Genomic DNA, 19,710 nt, shown 5'->3' with positions numbered 1-19,710 from the left:
CTAGGCAAGGGCGCGCTCTGGCGCAAGGGGCTAGCCGCGGTGCAATGCCGCTTGTCCGGGCTCGCCGCGCCTACTAGCGCGATGACGATGGACGCCTTTGCCAAGCCCGCCGCAACGCTTGCCGCCCTCATGCACGAGGCCGCATCGCTGGCGCCGGCGCGGGCCATTGCGTTCGGCGGGGCGCCAGGTTCCAATTCGCATCAGGCCGCGATGCAGTTCGCGCCCGAAGCCCTGCCCCTGCCCTATGTCGGCTTCGAGGACGCGCTCGATGCGGTCCGGCAGGGCGATGCCGGATGCGCGATGATCCCGATCGAGAATTCGCAGCACGGTAGGGTGGCGGACATACACTTCCTGCTCCCCGAAAGCGGGCTCGCCATCGTGGCGGAACACTTCATGCGCATCACGCATGATCTAATGGGGACGGGGCAAGGGCCCTTCCGAACGGTCTACAGCCACCCCCAGGCGCTGGGCCAGTCGCGCAGGTTCCTGCGGGAGCGCGGGATGATCGGGCTCAGCCATGCGGATACGGCAGGCGCGGCCGCTTTCGTGGCGGACAGCGACAATCCGCATATCGCCGCCATCGCCCCCCCGCTCGCCGCCGATCTTTATGGTCTGATGACTATCGAGCGCGCGGTCGAGGATGCGCATGACAATACGACCCGGTTCGTCGTGCTGGCCAAAGACCCGCTCGATCCGGCGACCTTGCGGCCAGGCAAGCTGATGACGACCCTGATCTTCGAAGTGCGGAACGTGCCGGCGGCGCTTTACAAGGCGCTCGGCTGTTTCGCGACCAACGGCGTCAACATGACCAAGCTGGAAAGCTATCAGCAGGGGGCGAGCTTCGCGGCGACGATGTTCTATGCCGATATCGAAGGGGCGCCCGGCGACGCCGCAGTCGATACCGCGCTTGACGAGCTGGCGTTCCAGGCGAACTCGGTGCGCCTTCTGGGCACCTACCGTCGCGCGCGCGAACGCGGGCAAGCTTACTCGTCGGCGTAGATCGCTACTTCGTTCAAGCCGGCGCTGTCGGCCCGGCCGCGATACATTCCGCCGGTGTTGAAGCTGAACACCGCTTCGCCTTCGTCCGACACGACGATCACCCCGCCATCCCCGCCAAGCGCCTTGACCTCCGCCAGCACCGTGTCGCTTGCGACCTGCATGTCCTCGCGCAGCAAGAGCCGGCGGTCGCAGATCGCCTTGGCGACGCCCACGCGGATGAAATACTCGCCCCAACCCGTGGCCGAAACCGCACAACTGCGATTGTCGGCATAGGTGCCGGCACCGATAATGGGGCTGTCCCCGATCCGGTTCCAGCGCTTGCCGGTCATCCCGCCCGTCGAAGTCGCCGCGGCGAGATTGCCGGCCCGATCGCGTGCCACGGCGCCGACCGTTCCGAACTTGATGTCGACATCGAGGGCGGACACCTGCTCGCTCTTCACCTTCTCGAGCGCCTCGCGGCGTGCTTCGGTGTCAAACCAGTCCGCCGGCATGGTGGCGACGCCATGCTCTGCGGCGAAGGCTTCGGCACCCTTGCCCGACAGCATGACGTGGGGGCTCTCTTCCATCACCTTGCGCGCCAGCGTGATCGGATTGCGGATACCGCCGACCCCGGCGACCGCGCCGGCCGAACGATCGCGCCCGTCCATGATCGCCGCATCCAGTTCGTGACCGCCATCCCAAGTGAACACGGCGCCGCGCCCGGCGTTGAACCGCGCGTCATCCTCGAGCTGCATGACGACCGTCTGCACCGCGTCGAGAGCGGACCCGCCGCCTGCAAGCGCCCGCACACCGGCGTCGAGCGCGGCCTGCAGCGCGGCACGATATTCCCGGTCGCGTTCGGGCGTCATGTCGCTGCGCGAAAGCGTACCTGCGCCGCCGTGGATCGCCAGCGACCACTCGGGCCCCGGCGCCTGCCGAGGTGCGGATCGGTCCTGAGCCATCAGCGACGTCGAGCAGGCAAGGGCAGCGAGAAGGACGAGGACGGTGCGCATCAACGCATTCTGCCGAACCGCCGAAGCATTGCAAGTCGCCCTTGCGGCTCTCTGTGCCTGTCATTGCTCCTTCATGGACGGCTCCCTATAAGACCGGCATGTCTTCCATCCGTCCGTGGCGCACGATCGAGCGCCGACCCTCACGCCAGATCATGGTCGGCGCCGTACCGGTGGGCGGCGATGCCCCGATCAGCGTCCAGACCATGACCAACACGCCGACCGAGGATGTAGCCGCCACGATCGACCAGATCCGCCGATGCGAGGATGCCGGAGCGGACATCATCCGGGTCTCGTGCCCGACCGAGGAATCGACCGCGTATTTCGATCAGATAACCCGCGCCGCCCGCGTGCCGATCGTCGCCGACATCCATTTCCACTACAAGCGCGCCCTCGAAGCGGCGGACAAGGGTGCTGCGTGCCTGCGGATCAATCCGGGCAATATCGGCGGCAGCGACCGGGCGGCCGAGGTGGTCCGCGCGGCCAAGGCCAATGGTTGCGCGATCCGCATCGGCGTTAATGCGGGCAGCCTGGAACGCCACCTGCTCGAGAAATACGGCGAACCCTGCCCCGAAGCGCTGGTCGAAAGCGCGCTCGATCACATCAAGCTGCTGCAGGATCACGATTTCCACGAGTACAAGGTCGCGGTGAAGGCATCGGACGTGTTTCTTGCCGTGGCCGCCTATCATGCCCTTGCCGAAACGGTCGATTGCCCGCTCCATCTCGGCATCACCGAGGCTGGGGGACTGGTCGGCGGCACGGTCAAGAGTTCGATCGGAATGGGCAGCCTGCTGTGGGCCGGGATCGGTGATACGATCCGCGTCTCGCTATCCGCCGAACCCGAGCAGGAGGTCAAGGTCGGCTTCGAGATGCTGAAGGCACTTGGCCTTCGCACCCGCGGGGTCCGCGTCGTCTCGTGCCCGTCCTGCTCGCGTCAGGGATTCGATGTCATCCGCACGGTGGAAGCGCTGGAGAAGAGGCTCGAGCACATCAAGACGCCGATGAGCCTGTCGGTCCTCGGCTGCGTCGTCAACGGCCCGGGCGAGGCGCGCGAGACCGACATCGGTCTGACCGGTGGGGGCAACGGCCGGCACATGGTCTACCTGTCCGGGGTCAAGGACCATCATATCGAAAGCGATACGATGCTCGATCACATCGTGCGCCTGGTCGAGGAACGTGCGGCGGCGATCGAGCGCGAGATGAGCGACGCCGGCATGGCGGAAGTCGTATCGTGACACGATCCGGCGCGCTGTGCGTGCTGTGGGTCATTGCGTGCGGCGCGATACGGCCCGGGCCTCAGGATCGCTAGACCTGCTGCACGTCGTCCATCATGTCGATTACATGGCCCCGCCGCCCGAGCGCGGGAGCTTTCGCTTCGACAAGTATATGCTCGTGATGAGCGCGCTGCGCGATAGCGGTTATCCCTTGTGCGAACACGCCCCGCCGCCATGTCCCCGCGAATGGCTGGAAGCCGTGCATTGCCCCGATTACGTGGCCGAAGTTTTCGCGGCGAACGTCCCGCGCGAAAAGGAGCGGCGCATCGGCTTTCCCGTGACCGCGCGCATCCGCGACCGGGTTCGCCATACCAACGGGGGGACCTGGATGGCAGCCCGGCTGGCGATGCGCCATGGCTATGCCGCCAACAGCGCCGCGGGAAGCCATCATGCCCTCTACGATACAGGCGCCGGCTATTGCGTGTTCAACGATCTCGCCGTCACCGCTAATCGCCTCATCGCCGAGGGGCTGGCCCGGCGGGTCCTGATCGTCGATTGCGACGTCCATCAGGGTGACGGCACGGCAAGCCTCACTGCCGGGCGGGACGAAGTCTTCACCCTTTCGCTGCATGCGGAGAAGAACTTTCCGGTGCGCAAGGCGCGATCCTCGCTCGACATCGCTCTGGGCGATGGCACGACCGACGCCGGCTATCTCGCGGCGCTGGCCGAAGCGCTGCCGGCGGTATTCGACACGTTCGGGCCGGACATCGTGCTGTATCAGGCCGGGGTCGACGTTCACCAGGACGACAAGCTCGGCCGGCTCGCGCTTACCGACGAGGGGATTGCGGCGCGCGATGCGCTGGTCGTGGGCGAGAGCAGGCGGCGGGGCGTCCCTGTCGCAAGTGCGCTGGGCGGTGGCTATGGCGACGATCCGGCGATGGTCGCGGCGCGGCACGCCCATTCGATGATCGCCTGCGCGTCTGAAAATGCGCGCTGGAAGCCGCCCATCTAGAAATAGATGTCGACATAATCGGTCAGACCGTCGCACCATTCGAAGTCGCGCAGACGCCAGTAGGGTCGATCCTGCGTGATGGCGAAGCGCCAGGTCCGGTCCGCTTCGCACCGCCGCCCCTCGTCGGGTGTATCGGCGATGCGGATCGTTCCTGCGAAAATGAAATAGTCCGTACCGATCTCCTTCACCCAGCCGTCCAGGTAAAGCTTTCCCGGGCCGGATTGTGCGGATTGCGTACCGGTAAGGAGGATGCGTCCATCCACCGTTCGCGCATTGAGCGAGCCCCGCCGGTTCCAGTCGATCCACTGGAGGGTGATCCCGCCGGCGGACAACAGGCGAGCGGCAGCTGCGCGATCATGGATCAGCGTGGCCTGCCCGGACGGTGGCGACGGTGCGATGACCGGTGCGGGACCGGCAGTCGGCAAGGTGCCTGTCTGAGCGGTGCAGGATGCGAGTGCCAGCGAGGCGGCGAGGACAACAGTTCTCATCATGCAATGGCAATCGTCGCCACGATGCCCCGTTCCATGGCGGCCAGGCCATCGTTAATGGCGCCTCTATCAATCAGGTGATAAACACACTTTTCATGAACCGTCGCGATCTTCTGAAGGGCAGTCTTGCCGTCGGCGCCGCAGCCGCATTTCCCGCTCGGGTCTTTGCCCAGGTCAACCCCACCGCCCGGCGCGATGCCCGCCTGCTCGACGTGGCGCGGGCGCAGGTCGCGCGGGTGGGAGACCGGATCTGGAAGCGCGACATGGTCGGCATCGCGGATTTCGCGCTTCATTCCGCGCAGCCGCGATTCCATTTCGTCGACCTCGCCAATCAGCGCGTCGAGAGCTTTCTGGTGACCCACGGGACCGGCTCGGATTCCGAGCATGACGGATGGCTCAAGCGATATTCGAATATCGAGGGCAGCGAAGCGACCAGCCGCGGCGCCTACATGACCCGCAGCTGGTATGTCGGCAAGTTCGGAACCTCGATCCGCATGGACGGCCTCGATCCGACCAATTCCAACGCGCTCGATCGGGCCATCGTCATGCATCAGGCCGAGTACGCCCGGCCCGAACACGTATCGCGATGGGGGCGTCTCGGGCGATCCAACGGTTGCCTTGCCATGGGGCCGGAACAGTTCGACCGCGCGTTGATTGCGCTGTCCGGCGGGCGGCTCATCTACGCCGAAAGCCTGGGCTTTGCCGAGGATGGCACGATCGTACGGCCGCCCCGCCCACAGGCCGATCTGATTGTGCGCGACGGAGGCGAGATCATCGAACGCATCGCTCCGGGCGCTGGCTGAGCTTGAGTTATCGCCCGACCTACGAAAGCAGGCCCGGCGTCGTGGCGCCAGTTGGCGCGATAGTTCCCGCCAGCATCGGCGCCGCCGAGATCGGCGTGCTGGTGAACGCCGCCATCGTTATCTTCACGTTGCCGGCTGACGAGTTCGCAGGCGCAAGCCCGGCGGAGCTTCTTCTGATGATCGGGGCGGCGGGATTCGCCCTTGCCTTGGTTGTGGTGGGCGCCAGCTTTGTGATCGCCTTTTACCTTACCATCTTCGGACTTCCGGTCGCATGGTTGCTTGGCGATCGTATCGCTCATCCCCTTGCGCTTGGGCTGGCCCTTATCGATGCGACGATCGCTGCCGCGTTTGCGGTCGCCAGATCGAGCTTCCTGTCATCGGAAGCGTCAACCTTTTCCTGGATCGCATTCCTGATGGTCGGCGCCTTCGCCATTCCCGCCGGTTTCCTGTACCGCCGGCAGGTCATCATCGCGCGCGAAGAAGCCGAACTTTCCGCCTAGACCCTTGTCAGGTCTGCATGTCGTCGATGATCTCGACCGCTTCCTCACTGGTCTTGCGCGCCCGATCACGCTGACGCGGCGCATCAAGCGCGGCGAGCACCGGCGCATCGCGGCCATAGACGTCCGCAAAGCTGCGCATCGATCCTTCGACGTCGGTCCCCATCGTGAAATAGGTGATGTAGACGGGCCACTGCTTCGTCATCGGATAACGTGTGTACTTCCCGCTGGCGGTAATTTCGCTGACCTCCTGCTGGATCGCCGGAATATCCTCGCGCGTCTGCGCATTGCCGAGCATCGACATCGTCATGGCCAGTTCGCGTGCGCCCTCGACGCGGATGCACCCGTGGCTGAGCGCCCGGTTGTCCTGCGCGAACAGATGCCTGCTCGGCGTGTCGTGAAGGAAGATCGCATGCTCGTTCGGCATGTCGAGTTTCATCAGGCCGAGCGAGTTGTTCGGCCCCGGCTGCTGCACGACGGTGATCCAGCCGTTCTCGCCCTTGGTCGCCTTGTAGCCGGCCGCGCGCGCCCAGCCGGGATTGCCCAGCACCTTGGCGCCCAGTCCCTCGCCCTTCACGATCGACTGCGGCACCGTCCAGGTCGGGTTGAAGATCACCGCCTCGACCATCTCGGCAAGCTGCGGGGTCGCGGTGCGCCCCGGCTTGCCGACCACGGTGCGATAGCTCTTGATAATCCGTTCGTTGACCGTCAGCCGCAACTGCATCTCAGGCACGTTGGTCAGCAGATACTGCCGCCCGAGATCTCGCGGCAGCCAGCGCCAACGGTCCATATTGGCGCGGATCAGCTTGCGCTTGGCCGGATCGGTCGTCGTTGCAAGCTGCGCCTTGAGACTCGCATAATCCGCATGGACCGGAGCCAGCGTCTGCAGCGTCTCGGCGATCCTGCCGCTGGCCAGTGCGTCCTCGAGCAGCTTGTGAGTCGGCAGCCGGTCGGCGTCGGGATCGACGACGAACCACTGGCGCCGGGCCTCCATGGGGGTGCGGCCGTCGCGCAGATCCTCGACCAGCCAGACGAACACCCGGCTCGCGATTTCGTTCAGCTCGGCACCCTCGCCGCGGGCGATGGCGTCGGCCAGTCCGATATCGTAATCCTTGGGATTGAGCCCTTCGGCAGCAACCGTGGGGATGAAGGCGAGCAGTTGCCGCGCCTGCGCCGCGCTCCATTCGCCGACCAGCACCGGCACCGGCTGCACCACCTCGCCCGATTGCGCGGCGATGTCGCCGAACGCTTCGCCGACGCTTTGACGGGTTGACCCAGCACTTTCGGCAGGCATGTTCGCGGACGGCAGTATGCTTTGCGGCGCCGCTTCCTGCGCCAAGGCGACCGGTGCAAGAACCACCGTGCCGATCATCGTACCCATCAAACTCGCTGCGATTTTCATCCGTTCCACCGATTGCCTGCCGCCGGCGCAGCACTGCGCCCGGCCCGTTCATGTGCGTTCTAGCGCCCTCACCTCGAACAGTCACGCTTTCCATCGGCTGAACCGCAGTTGCAGGATGACGCGGCGACCGTGCGAGGCTATCGCCAGCCGGTGACCGGTGCCACATCCCCCCTCCGCCCCGTCCTCGCGGCTGCGGCGGGGATCGCGATGCTATCGCTGATGGATGTCTTCATGAAGCAGGCGTCGCTGGCCATGGGCGCTTACATGGCGGCGCTGCTGCGTGCGGGCGCAGCGTTCGCGATCGCCCTGCCCGTGTGGCTTGCCGGCCGCCCGCTTTGGCCCGGACGGCGGGCGATGCGCATTCACCTCGTCCGGGGCACGGTTGGGGCGTTGATGGCGCTGACTTTCTTTTTCGCACTGACGAGACTGCCGGTGGCCGAGACCATCGCAATCTCGTTCTTCGCCCCGATCCTCGCGCTTTATCTCTCTGCCGCCCTCCTTCACGAACCGATCCATCCGCGGACAATAGGGGGTGCCGTGCTAGGCCTTGCCGGTGTTTTCGTCATCATCGGCGGCAAGCTGAGCGGCGGCGGCCTTTCTAACGAGACCTGGGGTGGCCTTGCCGCGATCGGCTTTTCTTCCTTGCTCTATGCCTGGAACCTCGTGCTCCAGCGCCAGCAGGCCCTGATCGCACGCCCGACGGAAGTCGCGACATTCTACTTCGGGGTGGCCAGCCTCGTCTATTTGCTTGCGGCGCCGTGGCTGTTCGCCTGGCCCGGCTCCGGTCTTCCCGCCGTCGGCGTCGGGGCGATCCTGACGGTGGGCGGCGCCCTGACCATGGCCTGGGCCTATGCCCGTGCCGAGGCGCAGCTGCTGGTCCCGCTCGAATACTCGGGTTTCCTCTGGGCGACAGCCTTCGGCTGGCTCCTGCTAGCCGAGCATGTCACGCCAAGCGCCGCGGGCGGAGCGGTCCTGATCGTGGCCGGGTGCTGGATCGCAACCCGGCGCCCCGCGGCCCCGACCCCCGCCGGGTAAGAGGGGCGCGCCCGGGGGGCTGCCCTTGATTTTTGCGGCCGTCCGTCGCAGACGCGCGGCACATTCCGCCGTCCCGCCCATTGATCGGCTGACGGCTCCAGACAGAAAGGACTACCGCCCCCCATGACGCAGGTTGGCAAGGACACGCTCTCGGTTCGTTCGACGCTTACGGTGGGCGGCAAGTCATACAGCTATTATTCGCTCGCCAAGGCTGCGCAAAAGCTGGGCGATGTCTCCCGCCTGCCGTTCAGCCTCAAGGTGCTGCTCGAAAACATGCTGCGGTTCGAGGACGGGGGCTTTACCGTTTCGGTCGAGGATGCACAGGCCATTGCCGACTGGCAGAAGAACCCGGCGACCGGCAAGGAAATCCAGTACCGCCCTGCCCGCGTCCTTTTGCAGGATTTCACCGGGGTGCCTTGCGTCGTCGACCTTGCGGCGATGCGCGATGCCATCGCAACGCTGGGCGGCGACACCGCGAAGATCAACCCGCAGGTTCCGGTGAATCTCGTCATCGACCACTCGGTGATGGTCGACGAATTCGGCCATCCCAAGGCGATGGAACGCAACATGGAGCTGGAGTACGCCCGCAACGCGGAGCGTTACGACTTCCTCAAGTGGGGCTCGAAGAGCTTCCGCAACTTCTCTGCCGTTCCGCCGGGCACCGGCATCTGCCATCAGGTGAACCTCGAATACATCGGCAAGGGCGTGTGGTCGTCCACCACGGATAAAGGCGATCTGGTCGCCTATCCCGACACCTGCGTTGGAACCGACAGCCACACCACCATGATCAACGGCCTCGGCGTGCTGGGCTGGGGCGTCGGCGGGATCGAGGCCGAGGCAGCGATGCTCGGGCAGCCGATCTCGATGCTGATTCCCGAAGTAATCGGCTTCAAGCTGACCGGCGCGATGGCCGAAGGCGTGACCGCTACCGATCTCGTGCTGACCTGCGTGCAGATGCTGCGCGAGGTCGGGGTGGTCGGTCGCTTCGTCGAGTTCTACGGACCGGGCGTCGCCAATCTCACCCTCGCCGACCGAGCGACGATCGCCAACATGGCCCCAGAATACGGCGCGACCTGCGGCTTCTTCGGGATCGACGAAAAGACGATCGACTACATGCGCCTCACCGGCCGCGACGAGGAGACGCTGGCGCTGGTCGAGGCCTATGCCCGCGAGCAGGGGATGTGGTTCACGCCCGAGAACGAACCCGTGTTCACCCGCACTCTGGATCTCGACATGAGCCAGGTCGTGCCCAGCCTCGCCGGGCCCAAGCGTCCGCAGGACCGGGTGGCGCTGCCGCAGGTGGACGAGTTGTTCAACAGCGAACTCAAGACGGTCTATGGCAAGGACAAGGCACGGCGTTTCGCCGTTGCCGACGCGCCGCATGACGTGGGCGATGGCGACGTGGTGATCGCGGCCATCACCAGCTGTACCAATACCTCCAATCCCGATGTGCTGATCGCCGCCGGTCTCGTGGCCAAGAAGGCGCGCGAGCGCGGGCTGAAGCCCAAGCCGTGGGTCAAGACCAGCCTTGCGCCGGGATCGCAGGTCGTCACCGATTATCTCGAGAAGTCCGGCCTTCAGGACGATCTCGATGCGATGGGCTTCGACCTGGTCGGTTATGGCTGCACCACCTGCATCGGCAATTCCGGCCCGCTGGCCCAACCGATCAGCACCGCGATCAACAGCAACGACGTGGTTGCGGCCAGCGTCCTGTCCGGCAATCGCAACTTCGAGGGCCGGGTGTCGCCCGATGTGCGCGCCAACTTCCTCGCCAGCCCGCCCCTGGTCGTCGCCTATGCGATCAAGGGCACGGTGACCCAGGACATCACCGAAACCCCGCTGGGAATGGACCAGCAGGGCAATCCGGTGATGCTGGCCGACGTCTGGCCGAGCAACGCCGAGATCGCCGAACACCGCGCTGCCAACATCGATCGCGACATGTTCGTGCAGCGTTATGCCAACGTCTATGACGGCGACGAGCACTGGCAGGCGATCCGCGTCGAGGCGTCGGATACCTATCGCTGGAACCCGGGCAGCACCTATGTCGCCAACCCGCCGTTCTTCCAGGGCATGAGCATGCAACCGGCACCGGTGACCGACATCGTCGGAGCCAGGGCGCTGGCGGTGCTGGGCGACAGCGTCACCACCGATCACATCAGCCCCGCCGGCTCGATCAAGGAGGATTCGCCCGCCGGCGAGTATCTGAAGAGCCATCAGGTCGCGAAGGCGGACTTCAACTCCTACGGCAGCCGGCGCGGCAATCACGAGGTGATGATGCGCGGCACCTTCGCTAATATCCGCATCCGCAACGAGATGGTTCCGGGGGTAGAGGGCGGCGTTACCACCTACAACGGAACTACGATGCCGATCTACGATGCGGCGATGAAGCACCAGGCGGACGGGACGCCGCTGGTCGTCATCGCGGGCAAGGAATACGGAACCGGATCGAGCCGCGACTGGGCGGCCAAGGGTACGGTCCTTCTGGGCGTGCGGGCGGTGATCGTCGAAAGCTTCGAGCGTATCCACCGGTCGAACCTGGTGGGGATGGGCGTCCTGCCGCTGCAGTTCCGGCAGGGCGAGAGCCGCAAGACCCTGGCGCTCGACGGCAGCGAGACCTTTGCGATCAAGGGCCTCGGAAGCCTGACCCCCGGTCAGGACATCGAGGTCGAGGTCACGCGGCAGGACGGCAGCACCGCCTCCTTCACCGCGCTATGCCGCATCGATACCGCGAACGAGATGGAGTATTATCGCAACGGCGGCATCCTCCAGTACGTACTGCGCAAGCTGGCGACTGACTGATCCTGCCTGCCGGGGTCGTCGTTTCGGCGGCGACCCTGCGGCAGCCCCTAGGGCCGGCGGAACATCAGTCGCCGTCGTCGAACAGCCCCCCCTGGGGCGCACCGGGCGGCGTCAGCCCGAGATGCCGCCAGCCGCCTTCGTTGAGGCAGCGCCCTCTCGCGGTCCGCGCGATCAGGCCGAGCTGGATGAGATAGGGCTCGATCACCTCTTCCACCGTGTCGCGCGGTTCGGCTAGCCCCGCGGCCAGCGTTTCCACCCCGACCGGACCGCCCCTGTAGGTGTGTGCGATCATTCCGAGGTAGCGCCGGTCCATCGCATCGAGCCCCAGCCGGTCCACCTCGAGCCGGGTCAGCGCATCGTCGGCCACCCGGGCGGTGACGCCGGGCTCGCCCAACACATGGGCGAAGTCCCGCACCCGGCGCAGCAGCCGCCCCGCGACCCGCGGCGTCCCGCGCGAACGGCGGGCGATCTCGCGCGCGCCGCCTTCGTCCATGGCAAGGCCCGTCAGCCCGGCGCCGCGGGTCACCACCTTGAGCAGCTCGTCCTCGCTGTAGAAGGAGAGCCGCACCGGGATGCCGAACCGGTCGCGCAAGGGGGTGGTCAATAGCCCCTGCCGGGTCGTCGCGCCGACCAGCGTGAAAGGCGGCAGGTCGATCCTGACGCTGCGCGCCGATGGCCCTTCGCCGATCATGATGTCGAGCGCGCGGTCCTCCATTGCCGGGTAAAGCACTTCCTCGACCACTGGATTGAGACGGTGGATCTCGTCGATGAAGAGGACATCGTGGGGCTCGAGATTGGTGAGCAGCGCCGCGAGATCGCCCGCCTTGGCGATCACCGGCCCGCTGGTTGCCCGGAAACCGACGCCGAGCTCCCGGGCGACGATCTGCGCGAGCGTGGTCTTGCCGAGACCGGGCGGGCCGAAGAACAGCACATGGTCCATCGCCTCGCCCCGCCCGCGCGCCGCCTCGATGAACACGCGCAAGTTCTCCCGCGCCGCCGCCTGCCCGACAAATTCGGCCAGCGATTTCGGGCGCAGCGCGGCGTCCGGGTCGTCCGGCTGGCGCTGAGGGGTGTGGAGGGGCGTCTGATCAGTCATTCACGGCCACCTTTGGCGCGCTGAACGCGGCCGCTTGCACCACGTGCTGCACCGCCGTTCCGGCGAAATAGGCGATTACGTCGCGCCAATCGGCGGTCGAACGTTCGCTGACCAAAGGCACGATCCCTTCCCAGACCACCACTGCCCCCGCGGTAAGTGCGAGCTTGCCCCCGAGCGTACCGGGCAGCCTCGATACCGAGACATCATCGAAAGCCAGTGCAATGACCGAAGGCAGCGCCACTCCGGCGAGGAAGTCCGTCGTATGGAACCGCAGCCAGCCGCTTTCCGGCGCGATGCCGATGCGGACCGTCATATAGGCCAGCGCAACGAAGGCGATGATCGTCAGGTGAAACTGCCGCGCGCTCACCCCGCCGCCCTCTTCAATGCCACGCGGATGAGGTCGCCTTCCGCGGCCTCCCTGCCCAGTTCCTCCACCGCGCGGGCCACCGCCTGCGCGGCCACCGCCGGTTTGAAGCCGAGGTTCTCGAGCGCGCTGGCCGCATCCGCCTCGCGGCTGCCGGCCGGCAGCACCGCCACCGCGCCTGCGGCTCCGCCGCCGCCCGGCAGCGCGCCGGCCTTGTCCTTGAGCTCGTTGACGATCCGCCCGGCGAGCTTGGGCCCGACCCCCTGCGCGCGCGCCACCATCGCCGCGTCGCCCTTGGCGCAGGCCGCTTGCAGTTCGCCCGTGGTCAGGGCCGAAAGGATCGCCAGCGCGACCTTGCTGCCCACCCCCTGCACCTGCGTCAGCTGACGAAACCAGTCCCGCTCCGCCGCGTCGGCGAAGCCCAGCAGGCGCATGTCGTTCTCGCTGACCTGCAGATCGGTGAAGACCGTGCAGCCCTCGCCCTTCTCGCCCATCTGGCTCAGCGTCCTGGCGCTGCAATGGACGAGATAGCCGACCCCGCCGACGTCGATCACCGCCCAGTCGGCACCGGTTTCGTCGAGCAGGCCCTTGAGCTTTGCAATCATGCTTTGTTCTTGGCCCAGCGGCCGGGCTTTGACCAGTCCCCGCCTCCAATCATCCGCAACCGCCTTTCGGGCGACTGGGCGGGGGGCTGTCACACTTGTCACACAGTCCTGGCGCGAAAAAGCGGGTGCGCCGTGGGCGCGTCGGCAAATGATCCATCAGAGGGGCGCGCGAAACCATGCGCGGGTCTGTTGCAGACCAGGGCGAGGTAGGAAACGCTGCCGCGAACGGCCCCGCCTGTCCGCCCGCTCGACACCGGGCGCGGTTGCATTATGAGGCTGCACGATGAGCTGGAACACCTTCGGGCGCGTCCTGCGCCTCACCACCTGGGGCGAAAGCCACGGCCCGGCGATCGGCGGCGTGCTCGATGGCTGTCCGCCGGGCATTGCGCTCAGCGAAGCGGACATCCAGCCGTTCCTCGACGCGCGCCGCCCCGGTCAGAACCGCTACACGACGCAACGGCAGGAAGCCGATGCGGTGCGAATCCTGTCTGGCGTGTTCGAGGGACGGACCACCGGCACGCCGATTTCACTCCTGATCGAAAATACCGATCAGCGCTCGAAGGATTATGGCGAGATCGCCGATACCTATCGGCCGGGTCATGCGGATTACGCCTACGATGCGAAATACGGCTTTCGCGACTATCGCGGCGGCGGCAGGTCGAGCGCACGCGAAACTGCGATGCGGGTGGCGGCAGGGGCAATCGCGCGGCTGATCATTCCCGAGGTTCGCGTGCAGGCCTTCGTCAGCGCCATCGGCGGCGATGCGGCGCAAACGTTCGACGCCGACGAGATCGCGCGCAATCCCTTCTGGAGCGCCGATGCCGCTGCTGCCGTAAGATGGGCCGAGCGGCTGGATCGGGCACGCAAGGAAGGGTCATCGCTGGGCGCGGTGGTCGAGTGCCATGCACACGGCGTACCGGCGGGCTGGGGCGCGCCGCTCTATGCCAAGCTGGATGCCGATCTTGCCGGGGCCATGATGGGTATCAATGCGGTCAAGGGCGTCGAAATCGGTGCGGGCTTCGGCGCCGCAGCGCTCAGCGGCGAGGACAATGCCGACGCAATGTCCCCGGGCGGGCAGGGGCCGGAATTCGCGAGCAATCATGCCGGCGGGATAGCCGGCGGTATTTCCACCGGCCAACCGATCACCTGCCGGGTGGCATTCAAGCCGACCAGTTCGATCCTGACCCCGGTCGCCAGCATCACGCGCACCGGCGAAGCTGCGGCGGTGAGCACGCGCGGACGGCACGATCCCTGCGTGGGCATCCGCGGAACCCCGGTGGTCGAGGCGATGATGGCGCTGGTGCTGGTGGATCACAAGCTGCTGCATCGGGCGCAATGCGGGTAGCGGCCAGCAATGTGAAAGTTCCACGCTACTGATAGAAAATTCCGATGCTCGCAATCGCACAAAATCGCTTTTTTGCGGGCGCACAATACCTATCTCGGCTCCACCAGTTTCATATCAACGGAGTTTCTCATGGGTATCATCGGCAGCCAGCTCAAACCGTTCACGGCAACCGCATTTCAGGCGGGCAAGGACTTCTTCGACGTGACCGACGAAGACGTGAAGGGTAAGTGGGCGGTGTTCTTCTTCTACCCGGCCGATTTCACCTTCGTCTGCCCGACCGAGCTTGAAGATCTGGGCGAACAGTATGCGATGCTGCAGAAGATGGACGTCGAGGTCTATGCAGTGTCGACCGACACGCATTTCAGCCACAAGGCGTGGCACGATACCAGCGACAAGATCGGCAAGCTCCAGTTCCCGTTCCTGGGCGACCAGAACCATACTCTGGCGCGTAATTTCGACGTCTTGCGCGAAAGTGCCGGTCTGGCCGACCGGGCGACTTTCGTGATCGATCCCGACGGCGTGATCCAGATCATGGAGCAGACCTGCGAGGGCGTGGGCCGCAATGCCAACGAACTGGCTCGCAAGATCAAGGCTGCGCAGTATGTCCGCGCCAATCCCGGGCAGGTGTGCCCTGCGGCGTGGGAAGAGGGCGGCGAGACGCTGGCCCCCAGCCTCGACCTCGTCGGCAAGATCTGACCAGCGAAGCTCGCGCCCGCTCTATCCTCCGGCGGGCGCGACAGGCGCCGGGGCAACTGCCCCGAGCGGCCGGAAGACCCGGGGAGCTGCCCCCCCAAACCCCCGGGTCTTCTTTTCTTTTTCCCTACGTCCTGTCCGATTCTATTCTGGAGCCTGCCATGCTCGACCCCGCGATGACTCAGCAGCTTTCGACCTACCTCGCCAACCTGCGCGAGCCGATCGAACTGGTCGCGACTGTCGGCGATGACGAGAAATCACGCCAGACGCGCGAACTGCTCGAAGAGATCGCCGCACTGCACCCGATGGTCAGCGCGCAGTTCGAGGGCACCGATGCCCGCGTGCCGAGCTTCGTCATCCGCCGGGCCAGCGCGGCCGACAAGTGGGTCCGCTTTGCCGGCCTGCCGATGGGGCACGAGTTCACCAGCCTGGTCCTCGCGCTGCTGTGGGCCGGCGGCCATCCGCCCAAGGTCGATGCCGACCTGCTCGAACAGGTGCGCGACCTCGAAGGCGATTTCGCGTTCGAGATGTATTTCTCGCTATCCTGTCACAACTGCCCCGACGTGGTGCAGGCGCTGACCTTGATGGCGTTGGAAAACCCGCGGATCACCGCCACGCTGATCGAGGGCGGGACGTTCAAGGACGAGGTCGAGGCGCGCGACGTGATGGCCGTGCCCGCGACCTTTCTCAACGGCGAACCCTTCTATAACGGCAAGCTGGAACTTGCTGAAATCCTCGCCCGGCTCGACAAGGGCGCCGAGGCGCGCGCCGCCGCCAAACTGGCCGACAAGGATCCCTTCGAGGTGCTGGTGGTCGGCGGCGGTCCGGCGGGCGCAGGCGCGGCGATCTACACCGCACGCAAGGGCTTTCGCACCGGCGTCGCGGCCGAACGCTTCGGCGGGCAGCTGCACGATACTTTGGGGATCGAGAACCTTCCCGGCACCCCCTACACCGAAGGGCCGAAGCTGGCCGGTGATCTGGAACGCCACGTGCGCGAATACGATATCGACCTGATGAACCTCGCCAAGGCTGTGCGCCTGATTCCGTCGGACCGCGAAGGCGGGCTGCATACGGTAGAGCTGGGCAATGGCGCGGCATTGAAGGCGCGCAGCGTGATCCTCGCCACCGGGGCGCGGTGGCGCAATCTCGGCATTCCGGGCGAGGCGGAGTATCGCAACAAGGGCGTGGCCTATTGCCCGCACTGCGACGGGCCCCTGTTCAAGGGCAAGCGGATCGCGGTGATCGGCGGCGGCAATTCGGGCGTCGAGGCGGCGATCGATCTTGCCAAGATTGCCGGGCAGGTGACCCTGATCGAATACGATACCAAGCTGCGGGCCGACGAGGTGCTGCAGGCGAAACTGCGCAGCCTCGGCAATGTCGAGATCGTTACCGGCGGCCAGACGACCGAGATCCTCGGCGATGCCGGCAAGGTCAGCGGCCTCGTCGTCAAGGACCGCAGCTCGGGCACCGAACGGCGGATCGCGCTCGAGGGGGTGTTCGTCCAGATCGGCCTCGTGCCCAATACCGAATGGCTGGCAGACAGCGGGCTGGCGCTCAGCCGGTTCGGCGAGATCGAGACCGACGAGGAAGGCCGCACCAGCATTCCCGGCATCTTCGCCGCCGGCGACGTTACCACCGTGCCCTACAAGCAGATCGTGGTGGCGATGGGCCAGGGCGCGAAAGGCGGCCTCTCCGCGTTCGACTATCTCATCCGGACCGAACCGGTGGACGAGGTCGCGCAGGCCGCCTGACGGCTTTCGATTACCACCTGCATCACCGAAGCGCCGCTTTTCCTGCCGGACGAGCGGCGTTTTCGCGTCCTCGCCCGCACTGCGTGCGCGCAATCGCAAATGCCTTTCAAATTGACCCGATTAATCGATTTGACCCTTTGACATGAGGGTTTCATCGTCCTCTCCTGACATTCGAGTCTATGTATCGAGGAGAGACCTGATGGACATGAAAACCGGAGAGCTCAGCGGCGGTTGCCCCATGGGACACGGCGACACCAGCGTGCGCAGCCTGCTCGGACGGCAGAACCGCGACTGGTGGCCCGACAGCCTCGCACTCGAAATCCTCGCCCCCAACGGCCCGGTCGATCCGATGGGCGCGGACTTCGACTACCCGCGCGCATTCAACGCGCTCAACTACAGGGCGCTGAAGCAGGACCTCCACGATCTGATGACCGACAGCCAGCCCTGGTGGCCGGCGGATTACGGCCATTACGGCCCCTTCTTCATCCGCATGGCTTGGCACGCTGCCGGCACCTATCGCACGGGCGACGGCCGCGGCGGCGCCAACAGCGGGCAGCAACGCTTCGCCCCGCTCGACAGCTGGCCCGACAACGGCAATCTCGACAAGGCGCGCCGCCTGCTGTGGCCGATCAAGCAGAAATACGGCAACAACATCAGCTGGGCCGATCTGTTCATCCTTGCCGGCAATGTCGCGATCGAAAGCATGGGCGGCCCGGTGTTCGGCTTCGGCGGCGGCCGGGCCGACGTCTACGAGGCGGAACGCGACGTCTATTGGGGAGACGAGGACAAGTGGGTCAACGAAGGCGTCCAGACCCGCATCGATCCCGACAAGGACCTGCACGAACTCGACGGGCCGCTGGCCGCGATCCAGATGGGTCTCATCTACGTCAACCCCGAAGGGCGCGGCGGCAATATGGACCCGCTCCAGTCGGCGCACGACATCAAGGAAACCTTCGGCCGCATGGCGATGAACCATGAGGAGACCGTCGCGCTGACGGCCGGCGGCCACACTTTCGGCAAGTGCCACGGCAATGGCGATCCCTCGATGCTGGGCGGTGCGCCCGCCGGCGGCGACCTTACGGCGCAGGGCTTCGGCTGGGTTTCGACCGCGGAGGGCGGCGGCATCGGCGAACATACGGTGACCAGCGGCCTGGAGGGAAGCTGGGTCAACACCCCCACCGAATGGACCCAGAACTACTTCCGCCTGCTGTTCGACTACGAATACGAGATCGTGACCAGTCCCGCAGGCGCGCGCCAGTGGCAGCCGATCAACCAGCGCGAGGAGGACATGGCGCCGGCCGCCTGGGACCCGAACGTCAAGGTGCCGACCATGATGACCACGGCCGACATGGCGCTGAAGATGGACCCCGAATTCCGCGTCATCAGCGAGAAGTTCCGCAACGATCACGAGGCGTTCAAGGACGCCTTCGCCCGCGCGTGGTTCAAGCTGACCCACCGCGACATGGGGCCGAAGATCCGCTACCTCGGCCCCGAGGTTCCGGCCGAGGACATGATCTGGCAGGACAACGTACCTCAGGGCACCATGCCGACCGATGCCGAGGTCGAGGCCGTCAAGGCGAAGATCCGTGACAGCGGGCTGACTGTCGGCTCGCTGGTGACGACGGCATGGGCCTCGGCCTCGACCTATCGCAAGTCGGACCATCGCGGCGGGGCCAATGGCGCGCGTATCCGTCTGGCGCCGCAGAAGGACTGGAACGTCAACGAACCCGAGAAGCTTGCCAAGGTGCTGGACACGCTCGACGGGCTGCGCGGCTCGCTGTCGATGGCCGACGCCATCGTGCTGGGCGGCGTAGTCGGGCTGGAGAAAGCGATCGCGGATGCCGGCTTCTCGGTCCCCGTCCCGTTCACCGGCGGACGCGGCGATGCGACCCAGGAGCAGACCGATGTCGAGAGCTTCCAGGTGATGGAGCACCAGCACGACGCCTTCCGCAACTATCTGCCCAAGAAGCTGCGCGTGAAGACCGAGGAACTGATGCTCGACCGTGCATCGCTGCTCGGGCTGTCGGTGCCTGAAATGGCGGTGTTGATCGGCGGGATGCGCGTCCTTGGTTGCAACCACGGCGAGCGCGGGCACGGGCATTTCACCAAGCGCCCGGGCCAGCTCACCAACGATTACTTCGTCAACCTCTACGACATGACCAATGTGTGGAAGGTGGTCGAGGGCACCAATGACGAGGAATATGTCGCCACCGATCGTGCGGAAGGCCATGAAAAGTGGCATGCCACCCGCTGCGACCTTGTCTTCGGCTCGAACGCCGAACTGCGCGCCGTGGGCGAAGTCTATGCAATGAACGGCAACGAGGAAAAGTTCGTCCGCGATTTCGTGACAGCCTGGACGAAGGTGATGGATGCCGATCGGTTCGACCTGACCTACGCCAAGTATCACGAAGGCTGAAGGCACAGGCATCGCGGTCTGATTGGAAGCCCCCCGGTCGGTGGATCGGGGGGCTTTTTCGTGCGCGCCCGAAGGCGGCTCAGTGCCCCTTGCGCAGGATCAGATAGACCGCACCCTCACCCCCGTGGCGGCGATGCGACGGTCGTATCGCGGCGATGGCCGAGGCTTGGGGGGCGGCAGACAGCCAGTCGAGCTGCAGATT

The 19,710-nt window shown here is 65.9% G+C and carries 17 protein-coding genes and 1 pseudogene; 12 read left to right on the top strand and 6 right to left on the bottom strand.

Features of this window, described 5'->3' with window-relative positions:
• The first annotated feature begins 87 nt into the window (after window positions 1–87).
• On the top strand, window positions 88–999 hold the full coding sequence (locus ACHFFA_RS07305) for a prephenate dehydratase (RefSeq protein WP_394270183.1): 912 nt from the start codon (window positions 88–90) through the stop codon (window positions 997–999).
• Here the strand turns inward: ACHFFA_RS07305 and ACHFFA_RS07300 are convergent.
• Window positions 984–1,991, bottom strand: coding sequence for an isoaspartyl peptidase/L-asparaginase family protein (locus ACHFFA_RS07300; RefSeq protein WP_394270182.1), 1,008 nt, complete (start codon window positions 1,989–1,991; stop codon window positions 984–986). The two genes, ACHFFA_RS07305 and ACHFFA_RS07300, sit on opposite strands and share 16 nt — an antisense overlap.
• A 98-nt stretch (window positions 1,992–2,089) precedes the next feature.
• Here ACHFFA_RS07300 and ispG point away from each other — a divergent pair, with 98 nt between their 5' ends.
• Together ispG and ACHFFA_RS07290 are read left to right on the top strand one after the other, a co-directional pair.
• Entirely contained in the window at window positions 2,090–3,223 is a 1,134-nt protein-coding gene (gene ispG, locus ACHFFA_RS07295; protein WP_394270181.1) for a flavodoxin-dependent (E)-4-hydroxy-3-methylbut-2-enyl-diphosphate synthase, read from the top strand.
• 76 nt (window positions 3,224–3,299) lie between these two features.
• Complete coding sequence (locus ACHFFA_RS07290) at window positions 3,300–4,214, top strand: histone deacetylase (protein ID WP_394270207.1); 915 nt, start codon at window positions 3,300–3,302, stop codon at window positions 4,212–4,214.
• On the opposite strand, the gene ACHFFA_RS07285 is transcribed toward ACHFFA_RS07290, so the two are convergent.
• Entirely contained in the window at window positions 4,211–4,705 is a 495-nt protein-coding gene (locus ACHFFA_RS07285; RefSeq protein ID WP_394270180.1) for a hypothetical protein, read from the bottom strand. The genes ACHFFA_RS07290 and ACHFFA_RS07285 overlap by 4 nt on opposite strands.
• Here ACHFFA_RS07285 and ACHFFA_RS07280 point away from each other — a divergent pair.
• The 3 genes and pseudogenes from ACHFFA_RS07280 to ACHFFA_RS07270 all read left to right on the top strand — a co-directional run.
• Window positions 4,663–4,830, top strand: a pseudogene (locus ACHFFA_RS07280) (hypothetical protein); the annotation flags it as partial. The gene ACHFFA_RS07285 and the pseudogene ACHFFA_RS07280 overlap by 43 nt on opposite strands.
• Before the next feature lie 135 nt (window positions 4,831–4,965).
• Window positions 4,966–5,505, top strand: coding sequence for a murein L,D-transpeptidase catalytic domain-containing protein (locus ACHFFA_RS07275; RefSeq protein ID WP_394270206.1), 540 nt, complete (start codon window positions 4,966–4,968; stop codon window positions 5,503–5,505).
• A gap of 2 nt (window positions 5,506–5,507) precedes the next feature.
• On the top strand, window positions 5,508–6,005 hold the full coding sequence (locus ACHFFA_RS07270; protein WP_394270179.1) for a hypothetical protein: 498 nt from the start codon (window positions 5,508–5,510) through the stop codon (window positions 6,003–6,005).
• A gap of 7 nt (window positions 6,006–6,012) precedes the next feature.
• Here the strand turns inward: ACHFFA_RS07270 and ACHFFA_RS07265 are convergent, their stop codons facing one another.
• On the bottom strand, window positions 6,013–7,383 hold the full coding sequence (locus tag ACHFFA_RS07265; protein WP_394270178.1) for a L,D-transpeptidase family protein: 1,371 nt from the start codon (window positions 7,381–7,383) through the stop codon (window positions 6,013–6,015).
• Between the two features lie 129 nt (window positions 7,384–7,512).
• Here ACHFFA_RS07265 and ACHFFA_RS07260 point away from each other — a divergent pair, with 129 nt between their 5' ends.
• Both ACHFFA_RS07260 and acnA read left to right on the top strand, forming a co-directional pair.
• Window positions 7,513–8,439 (top strand): DMT family transporter, encoded by a 927-nt coding sequence (locus ACHFFA_RS07260; protein WP_394270177.1) that lies wholly within the window; start codon window positions 7,513–7,515, stop codon window positions 8,437–8,439.
• A gap of 123 nt (window positions 8,440–8,562) precedes the next feature.
• On the top strand, window positions 8,563–11,238 hold the full coding sequence (gene acnA, locus ACHFFA_RS07255; RefSeq protein WP_394270176.1) for an aconitate hydratase AcnA: 2,676 nt from the start codon (window positions 8,563–8,565) through the stop codon (window positions 11,236–11,238).
• Window positions 11,239–11,302: 64 nt separating this feature from the next.
• Here acnA and ruvB read toward each other — a convergent pair whose 3' ends face one another.
• From ruvB to ruvA, 3 genes are read right to left on the bottom strand one after another with little or no spacing between them, the layout of a single operon-like run.
• Window positions 11,303–12,334, bottom strand: a complete 1,032-nt coding sequence (ruvB, locus tag ACHFFA_RS07250; protein WP_394270175.1) for a Holliday junction branch migration DNA helicase RuvB — start codon at window positions 12,332–12,334, stop codon at window positions 11,303–11,305.
• A complete protein-coding gene (locus ACHFFA_RS07245) occupies window positions 12,327–12,701 on the bottom strand; it encodes a hypothetical protein (protein ID WP_394270174.1) in 375 nt (124 codons plus the stop codon). Before ACHFFA_RS07245 ends, ruvB begins: the two co-directional genes overlap by 8 nt.
• Entirely contained in the window at window positions 12,698–13,303 is a 606-nt protein-coding gene (gene ruvA / locus ACHFFA_RS07240; RefSeq protein ID WP_394270173.1) for a Holliday junction branch migration protein RuvA, read from the bottom strand. The genes ACHFFA_RS07245 and ruvA overlap by 4 nt, the downstream gene beginning before the upstream one ends.
• Before the next feature lie 283 nt (window positions 13,304–13,586).
• Between ruvA and aroC the strand changes: the two genes are divergently transcribed.
• The 4 genes from aroC to katG all read left to right on the top strand — a co-directional run bounded on the left by aroC (window position 13,587) and on the right by katG (window position 19,508).
• Window positions 13,587–14,648 (top strand): chorismate synthase, encoded by a 1,062-nt coding sequence (aroC, locus tag ACHFFA_RS07235; RefSeq protein ID WP_394270172.1) that lies wholly within the window; start codon window positions 13,587–13,589, stop codon window positions 14,646–14,648.
• A gap of 129 nt (window positions 14,649–14,777) precedes the next feature.
• Window positions 14,778–15,344 (top strand): alkyl hydroperoxide reductase subunit C, encoded by a 567-nt coding sequence (ahpC, locus tag ACHFFA_RS07230; protein WP_394270171.1) that lies wholly within the window; start codon window positions 14,778–14,780, stop codon window positions 15,342–15,344.
• Window positions 15,345–15,502: 158 nt separating this feature from the next.
• The gene (ahpF, locus tag ACHFFA_RS07225; protein ID WP_394270170.1) at window positions 15,503–17,092 is read left to right on the top strand and encodes an alkyl hydroperoxide reductase subunit F; all 1,590 of its coding nucleotides are present in this window, start codon (window positions 15,503–15,505) and stop codon (window positions 17,090–17,092) included.
• Between the two features lie 199 nt (window positions 17,093–17,291).
• On the top strand, window positions 17,292–19,508 hold the full coding sequence (katG, locus tag ACHFFA_RS07220; RefSeq protein ID WP_394270169.1) for a catalase/peroxidase HPI: 2,217 nt from the start codon (window positions 17,292–17,294) through the stop codon (window positions 19,506–19,508).
• The last annotated feature ends 202 nt before the right edge of the window (window positions 19,509–19,710 follow it).

The organism is Qipengyuania sp. (genome assembly GCF_043423005.1).
Classification (GTDB): domain Bacteria; phylum Pseudomonadota; class Alphaproteobacteria; order Sphingomonadales; family Sphingomonadaceae; genus Qipengyuania.
This window is presented reverse-complemented; position numbering and strand designations above follow the sequence as displayed.